Origin of the sequence: Pleurocapsa minor HA4230-MV1 (assembly GCA_019359095.1) — a bacterium.
GTDB lineage: Bacteria > Cyanobacteriota > Cyanobacteriia > Cyanobacteriales > Xenococcaceae > Waterburya > Waterburya minor.
The window spans coordinates 98560-112150 of record JAHHHZ010000030.1; the positions used below are offsets into that span (position 1 = coordinate 98560).

At 39.4% G+C, this 13591-nt stretch carries 13 protein-coding genes; 7 read left to right on the forward strand and 6 right to left on the reverse strand.

What is annotated here, in order from left to right:
• Window positions 1-48: 48 nt before the first annotated feature.
• Both KME09_21870 and KME09_21875 read right to left on the reverse strand, forming a co-directional pair.
• Window positions 49-1143, reverse strand: a complete 1095-nt coding sequence (locus tag KME09_21870; GenBank protein ID MBW4536584.1) for a calcium/sodium antiporter — start codon at window positions 1141-1143, stop codon at window positions 49-51.
• Between the two features lie 183 nt (window positions 1144-1326).
• The gene (locus tag KME09_21875) at window positions 1327-2250 is read right to left on the reverse strand and encodes a hypothetical protein (protein ID MBW4536585.1); all 924 of its coding nucleotides are present in this window, start codon (window positions 2248-2250) and stop codon (window positions 1327-1329) included.
• 169 nt (window positions 2251-2419) lie between these two features.
• On the opposite strand from KME09_21875, the gene KME09_21880 reads away from it, so the two are divergent.
• The 5 genes from KME09_21880 (at window position 2420) to KME09_21900 (ending at window position 5971) form a co-directional block, all read left to right on the forward strand.
• Entirely contained in the window at window positions 2420-3067 is a 648-nt protein-coding gene (locus KME09_21880; GenBank protein ID MBW4536586.1) for an energy-coupling factor ABC transporter ATP-binding protein, read from the forward strand.
• Window positions 3068-3079: 12 nt separating this feature from the next.
• Window positions 3080-3820, forward strand: coding sequence for a 16S rRNA (guanine(527)-N(7))-methyltransferase RsmG (gene rsmG, locus KME09_21885; GenBank protein MBW4536587.1), 741 nt, complete (start codon window positions 3080-3082; stop codon window positions 3818-3820).
• A 71-nt stretch (window positions 3821-3891) separates the two neighbouring features.
• Window positions 3892-4113, forward strand: a complete 222-nt coding sequence (locus KME09_21890) for a hypothetical protein (GenBank protein ID MBW4536588.1) — start codon at window positions 3892-3894, stop codon at window positions 4111-4113.
• On the forward strand, window positions 4113-4397 hold the full coding sequence (locus KME09_21895) for a type II toxin-antitoxin system mRNA interferase toxin, RelE/StbE family (protein ID MBW4536589.1): 285 nt from the start codon (window positions 4113-4115) through the stop codon (window positions 4395-4397). Before KME09_21890 ends, KME09_21895 begins: the two co-directional genes overlap by 1 nt.
• 41 nt (window positions 4398-4438) lie before the next feature.
• On the forward strand, window positions 4439-5971 hold the full coding sequence (locus tag KME09_21900) for an NAD(P)/FAD-dependent oxidoreductase (protein ID MBW4536590.1): 1533 nt from the start codon (window positions 4439-4441) through the stop codon (window positions 5969-5971).
• Between the two features lie 615 nt (window positions 5972-6586).
• Here the strand turns inward: KME09_21900 and KME09_21905 are convergent.
• Complete coding sequence (locus KME09_21905; protein MBW4536591.1) at window positions 6587-8833, reverse strand: DUF839 domain-containing protein; 2247 nt, start codon at window positions 8831-8833, stop codon at window positions 6587-6589.
• 405 nt (window positions 8834-9238) lie between these two features.
• Between KME09_21905 and KME09_21910 the strand changes: the two genes are divergently transcribed.
• The gene (locus KME09_21910) at window positions 9239-9844 is read left to right on the forward strand and encodes a Uma2 family endonuclease (GenBank protein MBW4536592.1); all 606 of its coding nucleotides are present in this window, start codon (window positions 9239-9241) and stop codon (window positions 9842-9844) included.
• Window positions 9845-9992: 148 nt separating this feature from the next.
• Here the strand turns inward: KME09_21910 and KME09_21915 are convergent, their stop codons facing one another.
• Window positions 9993-10289, reverse strand: a complete 297-nt coding sequence (locus tag KME09_21915) for a Txe/YoeB family addiction module toxin (protein ID MBW4536593.1) — start codon at window positions 10287-10289, stop codon at window positions 9993-9995.
• On the reverse strand, window positions 10252-10554 hold the full coding sequence (locus KME09_21920) for a type II toxin-antitoxin system prevent-host-death family antitoxin (GenBank protein ID MBW4536594.1): 303 nt from the start codon (window positions 10552-10554) through the stop codon (window positions 10252-10254). Before KME09_21920 ends, KME09_21915 begins: the two co-directional genes overlap by 38 nt.
• Before the next feature lie 136 nt (window positions 10555-10690).
• Here KME09_21920 and pyrE point away from each other — a divergent pair, with 136 nt between their 5' ends.
• Window positions 10691-11218: an orotate phosphoribosyltransferase gene (gene pyrE, locus KME09_21925; protein MBW4536595.1), complete on the forward strand. Its 528-nt coding sequence runs from the start codon at window positions 10691-10693 to the stop codon at window positions 11216-11218.
• Window positions 11219-11453: 235 nt separating this feature from the next.
• Here the strand turns inward: pyrE and KME09_21930 are convergent, their stop codons facing one another.
• Window positions 11454-13154, reverse strand: a complete 1701-nt coding sequence (locus KME09_21930; GenBank protein MBW4536596.1) for a 3-isopropylmalate dehydratase large subunit — start codon at window positions 13152-13154, stop codon at window positions 11454-11456.
• Window positions 13155-13591: the final 437 nt, after the last annotated feature.

Below are 13591 nucleotides of genomic sequence, written 5' to 3' on the forward strand. Positions count from 1 at the left end.
AACTCCATTAACACTTAGAAGTTTAGTTGTAGTATAAAAATTAGAATTCTAAATAGTTTTCTTGCTTTTTGCGCGTTTTTCCATAATCGCGATGGTAATTAAGGCGATCGCAGTTAGAGGAATAACTCCCAACACCATAATGTTGACAAAAACAGGCAAAGCGGGATGATCTACGGAATCCAAGATTAGGTAGGCAGTATAAGCTACATAGTAAAACAAAAATAATATGCCTTCCCAGCGTTCGATCCGTTTTCCCGAATAGAAAATAGGTAGACAGGCAAATGCCACGGCGATCATCACTGGAAGATCAAAACTAATCACGCTTGGACTGACTTTAATACCGTTGGGTGCGACTATTCCTGATATACCTAACACCGCTAAGATATTGAAAATATTGCTACCTAAAACATTACCGACAGCGATCTCTGTTTCCCCACGGTAGCTAGCGACGACTGAAGTAAACAATTCTGGTAATGATGTACCCACAGCGACAATAGTCAAACCAACTATTAGTTTACTTACCTGAAAATATTCGGCAATGGTGATCGCCGATGATACCAGCCAGCGAGAACCTAAAACTAGTAAAATTAAACCCCCAATAATATATGCCGTATTTTTAACCCAAGTTATTGGCGTAACTGGCTCGGATAAACTGTATTCCTCTGTAAACTCGTCTTGTTCTACACTTTGTTTACTACTTTGATAGATTAAAGAAAGAGTATATGTTACTACACCAACAAACAAGATAATACTGTCTACTTTGCTGAGTTGACCATCGAGAGAAAACATCAACAGCAGTAATGATACGCCGATCATAATCGGTACATCAGAGCGAATCATTTGCTTGGTAACGCCTAACGGCGCAATTAACGCAGATAAACCGAGGATCAGTAAAACATTACAGATATTACTACCCACGACATTACCGATCGCAATATCAGCTCCCTCTGCCGATAACGCTGACATAACACTAACTGACATTTCTGGCGCACTAGTGCCGTAAGCTACTACAGTCAAGCCAATAATTAGAGGGGGTATCCGCAGCATTGCCGCTAGTCTAGACGAGCCTTTAACTAAAAACTCTGCCCCTATTACAAGTAACACCAATCCTGCTACTAAAATTAAGAAGGTAGTAAAATTCATAAAAAATCTACAAATAAAAAGTCTATTGTATGTATTGATAAAAAGTGGGCTGATTTTAATAATCAATTACAATTAACTCATAATTTGTGACAGTTAATGATAAAAATTAAGTAATGTCAATTCAGCATTTAACTATAGACAAGTAAATAGATAGGCATAACTATTTAACGATCATTCTAGCAACTAGCTTTGTTTTCCTGATTGAATTTCGACAATTTTTTCTTGAGCAGAACTACGTTCTTTTTCTAAAGTTTCCAAGACAAATTTAGGCAGTTGTGCTGATTTAGCTAAAGCTAGATCAAAATTAGCGATCGCTTCGGTCAGAATTTTGACACTATTTTTTTGCTTACCAAGCTTGCGTAAAATTTGCCCTTTAAGGTAGTAGTGTTCTGGATTTTCAGGAGCAGTTTTTAAAGCTAGATCGGCATATTTCAGCGCCTTGTTATATTCATTGAGATCTCGATATGCCACCGCTAATCCTCTTTCCACTAAATAATTTGGCGCAGCATGGGCTTCAAAACGAGCGATCGCCTGTTCGGGAGTAGAAAATGGTAAATTAACCGCCAATAATAAATCCATGTAACCTTTAATCAGGTTTAATTCAGGATCGTTCGGATCGGCATTTTCCGCTCGATCTAAATACTTAAACACTTGCTGTAGTCGATTAATAGCTGGCAGCGCTCCTTCTTGTTTGTAAAGATAAGCTCCAGTCAGAAAATGACCTACTCCTAGGTATAGATTGCCCCTGACAGGATCGGTTTGACTTAGTATTTCAGCAGAAGATAAGGTTTGATCGGCATATTGTTTAATACTCTTCCAGTCTTTGTCGGTATAAGCCAAAGAAGCAAGCAGCGCTGAAGCTAGAGGCTCATTCGGTTCTTTAACCTTAGCCTGATTTAATTCCTTTCTAACAGTTTGATAATCTCCTTGAAGAAAAATTGTTTTAAAAGCTTTTTCAGTATGCTCACCAATATCACGAGCATTTTTTACTCGAAAGGGATCTTTTGCCCAGGCAGAATTACTGCCAAAAGTTAATAACATTGCTACTGTTATTGGCATGAGCAATAGCTTTTTTTTATGCTGTTTCTGTAGATTTAATAAATTCATATATAGCAAATAATATTTATTAGTAAGATTTTGAATTAAAGACGTAATTGTTAATAATTTGTTGCTTTAAAAAACTAGAATAATATATTTAATCATTCCCGATCCAGTTTAAAAAGTTACTTAATCTAAGTGCGTATAATCAAAAAAGAAAACTCTAGTTTATAAGTTTATGCTGCGTCTGCAAAATCTGGTTTATCATCCTCCAGCAACTCCTCAACCGATTCTAAACGATATTAACCTAGAGCTACCAGCCCAGCAGCTAGGATTAATCGTCGGGGCGAGTGGTTCAGGCAAAACCACTATCTTAGAAATCTTGGCAGGATTAGCCGAACCGACCAAAGGTAAAATTTATTGGCGTACTAAACAACTAACCAATCTAGAACTACAGCAGCTAGCAGGCTTAGTCTTTCAGTTTCCCGAACGGCATTTTTGTGGCGGGACAGTATTAGAAGAGTTACGCCTAGGTCATCCCGAATTAGACTTAAAAAGAGTCAGAGATGCTTTAAGCGAGGTAGGATTAGATCAGATATCTCTCCAGATATCACCTCACGCCCTCAGCGGAGGACAACAGCGTCGTTTAGCATTGGCAGTACAGCTAATTCGCCAGCCTAATATACTGATGCTGGATGAACCAACAGCAGGGTTAGATTGGTCAATGCGAATTCAGTTAGCCAAACTGTTAGCCAAATTAAAGCAGCATTGGACTTTACTGGTGGTAACTCACGATCCTGGAGAACTAATTGAAATAGCCGATCGCTGTTGGACGATCAATCATGGCGTTTTACAACCGATGGAGCCAACTGCCTTGAACCGATAATTCTATAAGTCTATGAGTCAAATTGAAACCAACTTACTGCCTCCAATGAACCAGGTTTGGTCGCAAACTCTTAATTGGCAACCCAACAATACTCAAGAGCAACTATTTCAACAGGTTTATCAAGAGGTACTAGAGGGAAATCGCCAGCAAAATTTGACACGCATCACTTCCCCTGAAGACTTTTGGGAAAAGCATCTGTGGGATTCTTTGTCAGGCATAATTGGCTTAGAGGAAATTTTAGCTCATAAACTACAGATTATTGACGTGGGTACTGGGGCTGGGTTTCCTGGTATTCCTTTGGCGATCGCTTTTCCCCATTGGCGCATTACGCTACTCGACTCAACCCGTAAGAAAATTACTTTTGTCAACGATTTAATTGCCAAACTACAGCTCAATAACGCGACAGGAATAGTCGCCAGAGCAGAAGCATTAGGCAGAATTCCAGGCGATCGCGCTAGCTATGATCTGGCATTAGTTAGAGCAGTAAGTAAGCCTTCTGTCTGTGCTGAATACGGTCTTCCTTTTGTCAAACAAGGGGGATTAGCCGTTCTTTATCGGGGACATTGGAGTGATGAAGATACAGCAAGTCTGGCAGCAGCAGCAGCTCAATTAGGCGGCAAGATTGAACTGATTCATCGTTGGGAAACTCCTCTAAGCAAAGGCATTCGTCACTGTATTTATCTCCGCAAGCATTCTGCCACGTCTAAAAAATTCCCTCGCGCCGTGGGTATTCCCGACAAGCAACCACTTTAAACAATAGGGTTGGTCTCTATATAATTGAAATTGTTGGTGTAGATTAATTGAATGTCAGAGATTAAAACATAATGACCAATTTAGCTCAAATTTTAGATCAAGCAATGAATTTGCCCCTAGAACAACAAGAAATGTTGCTGCAAATATTACAACGTCGGCTAATGGAACAACGTAGAAATGAGATTGCTCAAGATGCGAAATTATCACTAGCTGAATTTAAAACAGGTAAGCTCAAAATTCAAACTGCAACGGAAGCGATCTCTGAACTACGAGAATTTATCCAGCATGAATAATGAGTAAAATCGTTATATCGAGTAAATTTAAACGAGCATTTCGTAAATTTACTCGCCGTAATCCAAAACTACAGGCAAAAATCGAAAATGTAATTATTAAACTGTCTGAAGATATTTTAGATCCTGCTTTGGGAACTCATAAATTAGATGGCAAATTAGCTGATTTATTGTCTTGTTCTTGTGGGTATGACTGTCGCATTATTTTTGCGATTGAAAAAGAGCAAGAAATTAATGAAACATTGATTATTTTGTTAGATATCGGTACTCATGATGAAGTCTATTAATTTGTATTGTTAATTAAATTTTCATTAATCCATTATCAGTAATGAGTCAAGCAATAGATGTAGTCGTAATTGGTAGCGGGATTGGGGGTTTATGCTGTGCTGCGCTGTTGGCAAAGTATGGTTATCGGGTGATGGTATGCGAGAGTCATTCTATTGCGGGAGGTGCTGCCCATAGTTTTGAACGAGATGGCTATAAATTTGATTCAGGGCCATCTTTATATTCAGGCTTGTCTTCTAGCCCGACTAATAATCCTTTGCGTCAGTTGCTAGATGCCATTGACGAAGACTTAGAATGGGCAAACTACAATGTCTGGGGTTGTCGGCTACCTGAAGGAGATTTTAACGCTTACGTAGGCGCGGATCATTTTTGCGAGGTGTTGCGAGAATTTCGGGGTGAGTCGGCGATCGCTCAATGGCGTAAACTTCAGGCAGAAATGAAGCCCTTAGCGATCGCAGTTAATGCTTTGCCTCCTTTGGCAATGCGCTTCGATTTGGGGGCAGCAATTAGTATGGGTCAATATTTACCGAATACTCTTCGGCATCTACCTAATATTTTGCGGATGACAGGGCCGTTTAGTAAGATTATGGACGGGGTTGTTAGCGATCCGTTTATTCGTAACTGGCTGGATCTGCTGAGTTTCCTGCTGTCTGGTTTACCTGCCGATGGTACTGTGGGGGCGGAAATGGCATTTATGTTTGCCGAATGGTATAAGCCAGGGGTGCAACTAGATTATCCTATGGGGGGTAGTGGGGCGATCGTGGATGCTTTAGTGCGGGGGCTAACTAAACGAGGTGGCGAAATTATTTATAATGCCCACGTAGAGCAGGTTTTAGTGGAAAGTAATCGTGCTGTAGGCGTGCGTTTGCGTAACGGCAAAGAAATCAGGGTAAATAAAGCAGTAGTTTCTAATGCCTCAATTTGGGACACTTTATCTTTAATTCCTGAAGGCGTATTACCACCAAGTTTTGTACGAGAAAGAGTTAATACTCCAGAATGTGAAAGCTTTATGCATCTCCATCTGGGTATCGATGCTACAGGATTAGAAGATCTTGAATGTCATTACATTGTGGTCAATGATTGGGATCTAGGTATTACTGCCCCGCAGAATGTAATTGTGATGTCTATCCCCTCTGTCTTAGATCCCAGCCTTGCTCCTGCTGGTAAACATGGGATTCACGTTTATACTCCTGGTAATGAACCCTATCAACTTTGGGCAGGAATGGATCGTCGTAGCGAGGCTTATCAGCAACTTAAACAAGAACGTGCTGAAGTTATGTGGCAAGGGTTAGAACGAGTTATCCCCGATATTCGCGCTCGCGTAGAACTAACTTTAGTTGGTACACCTCTAACTCATCAGCGTTATCTTCGTCGTCATCACGGTACTTATGGCCCTGCACATCGGGCGGGCAAAGCCTTATTCCCTGGCTCAACTACACCTCTATCAGGCTTACTCTGCTGTGGTGATTCAACCTTCCCTGGGATTGGTATTCCTGCGGTGGCTGCCAGTGGAGCGATCGCCGCTAACACTATTGCCCCACTACATAAGCACTTGGAAATTTTATCGCCGAATTGAACTGAATTGTAGTCATGATTATCATCATTTCAATACTACAAACTAGTAATTTTGACCGAAGCTAATCCCCCTCAGACGTATACTATTAAATCAATATAGTTTTTGAATTCAATTTCATGATGACCTATTTTTCTTATAGGAAAAGACTATATGAAGATAGTTTTTATTGTTAGCGGAGTTAAAAATGACGGGGATTTTGTTGTTATTGGGATTGTCAATGATAGCTAGCTGGGGTTATATGATAGTCATGCAGTTTAAATCTGTGTACAAAGATCGAACTACATTTGGCAAGATTGTAACTTGGTTTTCTATTTCTACCTTCATCCTGTATTTAATCGGCAACATGTCAACCAAAATTCCTGGGTAATCAAGCCTAGTATTTGTTTTAGGTAATAAGTAAGGGGTAATAAGTAATAGGTAAAATACTACTTATTACAAGTTAACTGAGATTGTCCCGTTGAAAAAATTTACTTTGCTCTTAGAAGAAACTAAGAGAATAATTAAAATTCTTACTTGGATAATTAATAAACTAAAAGCGAAAGAAAAATAAACCCATTACTCATTACTCGTTACTCATTACTCATTCTTACCCCTCAATTAAACATTGACAGATCACTAGACTATTTCTGTGCCGTTGACTTTCCGAATTACTACTACTCCAGGTAAAGGAGGTTGATTGACTTTTCCACTTGGCCAATTTGAACCTAAAGGCACTTGTCGTCGCTGTTTAAACACTGTGCCATCTGTAGCCAGTAATTCAAAGTCTCTAGTTTCTGTTGCCATATCTTGACGAATACCATTTTCTTCTCCTGGATGCTGAATTGCCAGAAAGAGGCTGTTATTGTCATTGTCAAAGGTCAAACCAGTACATTCACACTCCATTGGGCCGATCGCAAAAGGATAGATTTTGCCTACATCGTCTCCCGACAGGGGAATATACCACATGGAGTTATTACCAAATACCCCCGTTAAGTCGCTACCTGTTAAGGTTTCGCCGTTTTCTACTCGGCTAGGAACGGGTTGATTATGCTTGCTTGTAGACATATCCGTTACTATCCAGAGGTTACCAGACTTATCGAGAGTTAAGTTATCAGGATTAGCAAAACCCGCACCACCTTTAGCAACTTCTCCGCCTGTGGCTAACATACTCCAGGTAAAACTAAGGGCAGCAGGATCGCGATTATCTTCATCTAGCTTCATAATCCAGCCATATTCGTAGTCAGTCTCACCACCTGGGCCCACAAAAATTGTCTTATCTGGCCCTCCTTCCTCGTCGGCAGCACCAGAGGTAAAAGCAACAAACAAAGTACCTTCATCGTTAATAATCGTGTCTTCTGGGCGAGATGTATTAGTAACACCTACTGCGCTGGCTGCAAAGTGAGCATCAATCAGAATCGCTCCTTGGATTTCTTCGCGACTGTTACCCTGATATAGATCTCCTAGAGTCTTGAACTGATTAATTAAGGGCTGCAATTGTTCCTCTGTCGTCACTTCCGTAAAGCCTCCCACAGTGCGATCGCTATTGGGCATAAGCACCATTCCTCCAACTACCTCACTGGGAGAGATGGGATTAATCAAGGTATCAGGACTTAAGGGAATCCAAGTTCCCGTACCGTTGGGATCTAGTTTGGCACCGTAGAGCATTCCTGCTTCAAATAAACGAGAGTTGGCTTTATCTTGGGGATTAACTACTTTTCCCTCACTAATAAACTTATACAGGTGTCCGCCACGGCGATCGCATCCTGAATAGACAGCCAAATTTTTATCTTTTACCGCTCTAGTAGCGAAAGCTTCATGACGATAGCGTCCCAGCCAAGTGTGTTTGGTTCCGTAGTCATCACGGTTGGCGGGATCGATTTCCACCATCCAGCCGTATTTATTCCCTGCTAAACCAAATACATTTGCTCTGCCGTCAACGTCTAAAGCCGAAATTAAAAAGGGAGTTTCACGGGGATTTAAAGCTGAACCATCCGCCATGACTGGTTCGGGAACTTGATCTTGAAAATTTTCCTCCGCACTGAGAACTGTTCCCCAAGGAGTTGTCCCTCCAGCACAATTTTGAAATGTACCAATAATGCGATCGCCTAAACCATCTTCGTAACCCAATTTATTCGGCTTCTTAAACACTGCCACCGCTGCACCAGTAGATTTAAGCGCTTGAGCGGGATTATCTAAACCAGAAATTCCTGTAACTCGACGGTCTAAATCTGAGAATGTCCGTGACCATTTACCTTCTGGATTACGCTTAACCGAAATTACTCCCAATCCTTGATCGATCAAACCTTGGCGAGAAATTTTGCTAATTTTTTCTTTGATCGGATCATCATCTTTTAAGCTTAAAGCATCAACTATAAATACAGCTTCTTCTTCCTCTTCACCCACAGGTTTAGCTAGAGCAAGTAATTCCGCAACAGGAAGTTCTTCTCCAATTACAGCAGAATAACTTTGCATCCATATGCCACCACTGATGTATTCAAAATTAACTGTCAAATAACCTTCACCAGGAGTAGTCTCTATTAAGGATAGATAGTCATTGTTGTAACCAAAGCGAGAATCCCCCACGCGATCGCCCCAGACAGCGAGCAGATCATAAGTAAAGCCTTCTGGTAAGACTAAATCATCTTGTACTTGATAACTGGCATAATTCTTGATTTGTTGAGCAATAGATAGTCGATCTACGTCTAAAGGTAGAGCCATTTTAATCGGCTGAAAGCCTAAACTGGAGCTATTATGGGCTAATGATGATAAATTTTCGCCTACAGTCAGGGATCTTGCTTCACCTTGATTGTCCCAGAGACTAGAAGTTAACGTTCCAGCGGTAGCACCTAAAAAAAGCAAAAAATTACGACGATTAACGTTCATATTGAATGTATTTAAGCAAAAAATTGAGTAAAAAATCCAGCTAGATTTTGGCGTGAGATGGAGTTACAGCAGTTTTCAATTGAGTAGACACATTAATTTAATTTATCGAAGTAATGGGTAATGGGTAATGGGTAATGGGTAATATCCAACTGAAATTCGCTGTAAGTTTTCTTCAAGTTATTCTGCACGTTCTGCTTCTAGAACCACGCCGTGGAGAAACTCTCGTTTTAAAGTTAAACTCCAAACGTTAACAACTCATTAACAGTTGATGTTTGTTTATGTTGGTTGGCTCTTTTTCTCGCGATACCGCCAACACAGCTAACCTGTGCCTGTTTTAATTGACAATTTATTAGTTGATTGAAAAATATTAGAATAGAACTCGATAAGATCGAACAATTTGTGGTTATGCTAATCGATGATCGACTACCAATTAACCAAGAGTATTTTTTAAAACAAGATCGTACCTTAAGCTTTTCGGGTATGACTTGGGAGGATTATGAAAAGTTTACTACAGCGGAATATTTGGGCTATCGGACATCTTTTTTAGCAGGAGTAATTACTCTCATGTCTCCTAGTCAAAATCATGAAGTAATTAAAGATTTTATTTTTTTATTAATAGTTACCTATTGCGATATCTTTAATTTAGATTATTACCCTACAGGCTCAACAACTTGCAAGGATCAGAACAAACAAGTGGGCAAAGAACCTGATACTAGCTTTTGCTTTAATAATTTAAAACCAACTCCTGATTTAGCGGTAGAAGTAGTTTTTAGCAGTGGTGGTACTGATGATTTAAAAAAATATCAGAAATTAGGAGTCAAAGAAGTTTGGTTTTGGCTCAATAATCAGTTAGAAATTTATGTTTTAGTTAATGATAACTATCAACAACAGCAATCCAGCTTTAATTTGGCAAATCTTGAAGCTAAGTTATTGAAAAAATATATTGCTCAAGTTTTAACTGGTAATCCTAGGATACTCAAGCAAAATTTTTTAAATGAATTTAAAGCATGAATTCAAAACATTATGAAAAAGAAAAGAAGTCTATAAATGATAATTGTTTTGCTAGTTAGCTTGTGCGATCGCTAATCTACTGAAGTAGTTAGAAACTATGTTGGTTTTCGTTTCTCCACTAACTCTTATTTTCGCTGAACAAGAGTTGTCAATAATGATAACGACATTGTAAAAAGTAGATGCGATTATCCTTAAGACGGTAAACCAATCGATGCTCTAAATTAATCCGCCGCGACCAAAGATTGTTATCGAGATATTTGAGAGGTTCTGGCTTACCAATGCCTTGAAATGGTGATTCGCAAATTGCCTCTACCAAATCTAAAATTTTATTAACTTTAGCAGGATCTTTCTTTGCCCACCACAAAAGATGCTCTCGGAAAGTAGGAGTAAAAATAGGACACCAAACTTTACTCTCGGACAATGCCCAAATCCTCACACAAATCATTAAGAGATTGAGGTTCAACTGCCGAATCATCCATTTGCTTAGACTCATCTATTGCTTTAAATAGCTCTTGAGCATTGGCAGGAGAACGCAATAGATAAACTGTTTCTAATAAACTATCTAACTCTTTTTTGCTAATTAAAGCTACATCTGGTTTGTTTCGGCGATTGATTACAACAATTTCTGAGTGTTGGGTGACCCTTTCAAGTAGAGATGCTAATCCGTTTCGGGCGTTAGTATAAGCAATCGAATCTGATATAGGAAACATATTCTGACACAAAGCTGTACAGGTTCATTGTAACATGAAGATAGGTTCAGCCAAGGTTCACATAAAATCATGCCATATACATAAGCAGATATTTAAATATACTTACAAAAGATTGTTAAGTAAGCTCAAACTAATTATGGATAAACTGACTTTAGCAAAAGAAATTTACCAGATATCAAATATTAAAGGTAATTTTATTCTGCGATCGCAACAACAAGCAACTGAGTATTTTGATAAATATCTTTTTGAAGCACAACCAAAATTGCTCTTTGAAATTGCCCGTCAACTTGTTGCTCTAATTCCTGAAAATATAGACACCCTTGCTGGATTAGAAATGGGTGGCATTCCCATAGCTACAGCTTTATCTTTGCAGACAGGTATACCTTTGGTTTTTGTGAGAAAAAAAGCTAAAACCTATGGAACTTGTAAATTAGCTGAAGGAGGAGAAGTCAAAAGTAAACGGATACTGATTATAGAAGATGTGGTTACTTCTGGTAGTGCGGTTATTGATGCGGTAAGTCAGTTAAGAGAATTAGGTGCAACTATCGAGCAAGCTGTGTGTGTAATTGATCGAGAAAGTTTGGGTATAGAAAATCTAAAAAAGATTGGTGTTAAGCTGATACCATTATTTACTAAGTCATATCTACAGTCTTCATCGTGTTAATTTAGAAGCGACATTATTTTCGGTTAAAGTGCATAGCGATCGCACTTAAATTTTTTTGTCTAGTTCAATCTTATTTCAAAATCTACTTTTGAAGATAAATCGTCCAAAATTATTTCTGTTGTGATTTTATCTACTTTAGTTTCAAACTTGTAATCAAAATACTTTAACTTATTCATAGCGATTTGTTTTCTTGTTCATAGCATTGTTGCCCAAATGAAGCAGATAAATTCTACTTTTAAAAGCGATCGCTTATTTTGCCATTAACAGCGGAAATACTGACTACTCTAGGAGAAGCTAGATAATTTTTGCCTGTCGGATCTCCTGTGCGTCCTGTAAAATTGCGATTAGTGGCATAGATACCTATTTCTTGTTTGCCCAAAACTCCTTTTCCAGAATTGATACAAGCACCGCAACCAGACTTGAGAATCTGTACTCCAGCCTGAGCAAAAATCTCAAAATAGCCTAATTCTTCTGCTTGCTGTCGGATTAGTTGAGAAGCTGGAACAACATACATCTGCACATTAGGATTTACCTGACGATCTTTGAGTATCGCAGCAGCTTGGGCTAAGTCGCTAAGTTTTCCCCCAGTACAAGAGCCAATAAATGCCAGGGTGATTGGCGTGTCTGGTAACTTACTCAGATTAACTACATTATCTGGCTTGGGAGGACAGGCGATTTGGGCTTCGAGATTACTCAGATCGAATTGATAAATAGAGTCATACGTCGCATCTTCGTCGCCGACTACGGGGATATATTCAGAGGCATTTTTAGCTTGCAGATATCCAGCGGTAACAGCATCAGGAACAATTAAACCGCACATTGCGCCACACTCCACCGCCATATTACTCAACGTCATCCGTTCATCAATTGATAGCTGTTCGATGATATTGCCTCGAAACTCCAACACTTTACCAATTGCACCCTGACAGCCGATTTGACCCAGAATAAAGAGCATAATATCCTTGGCGCTAATACCTTCGGGTAAGATACCCCCAAGCTCAAAGACGATTGTACCAGGGACACGCAGCCACATATCCCCCGTAGCTAAGATATTTGCCATGTCGGTAGTACCTACCCCCGTGGAGAAGCTACCAAATGCGCCATAGGTGCAACTATGAGAATCAGTTCCTGCAATAATCATGCCTGGGTGGATTAAACCTTGTTCTGGTAACAAAACATGACAGATTCCTGATGCTTCCCCAGGAGATATTAAATCAAATAACTTACAGTCATAGTGATGGGCAAAATCCACCATATCTTGATACAACTTAGTAGCTTGAGGATCGACTCGGATATCATTAACTTGAATAAAGTGATCGGCAACGAGAACAACCTTGTTGGAATCCCAAATTTGGGTATTTTTGCCAAAATTAGCTCTAAATAGCTCAAATACAGGAGCAGCGATCGCATCATGGGACAAGGCTAAATCTACCTGGGCAAATACTACCTCCCCAGGTTGTACATAATCATTACCAGAAGCCTTGGCTAGCATTTTCTCCGCCATAGTCATCGAGCGAGATGCAGTACTACTTTGAGGAACAGAAATCTGGTTCTGTAATCGTTGTTGATTAAAAGCGGTTAATCCCCCCGCTGCGGTAATAGCTTTGACTACTGGGTTATCTTGACTTGAGCCAATAATTTCTAAAGCCAGACCAATATTAATACTATTACGATAAAAAATCTCGGCAAAAGAACGAGCGCGAACTAATTTAATCCCTGCTGCTTTAATAGCGATGGGTGCATATTCCCGACTCGAACCACAGCCAAAGTTCTCTCCTGCTTCTATTACTTGATAATTTAATAATGTATCGATACCAATTATGTGTTCTAGGACATAATGTTTCTGATGTTCGGGATCTGGATTAGTACTACGATGAGCAGGAATAAGATCATCGGTATTGATATCATCACCAAGTTTTAGAACTTTTTCCTTCATGTTTACCATGTTTACTGCTTACTCTTGACCATAATGAAATTCAACTCTGAGCCTTGGTCAATTCTAGCCGTTAGCAGATCGGGTTTTCAGGTGCTAAGGATCACAGCCCATTGATTTCCAGCAGATTATTATTTGAATATAAATACAGATATAAATAACGCCAGCCCAACAAACTATAAAATCGCTGGCAGATAAAATAACTTTAAAATATTTTTCGGCATATTGTTACAAGGGATGTTGTTCGCAGCATCCTTTTTGTTTGAGCCTGTCGTCACTAACACTAATTTTCTCGCTTTTTTGTCCCTAATCTCCCCAAATCCCTAAGTTATACCATTTCTTCTTGAGGTTGCACTTAATATTTTAAGTTAAAATCTCGCGCCAAGACGCCAAGACGCAAAGGGGTTGAATTTAATTTAGTGCATTGTTATAAAGAATTG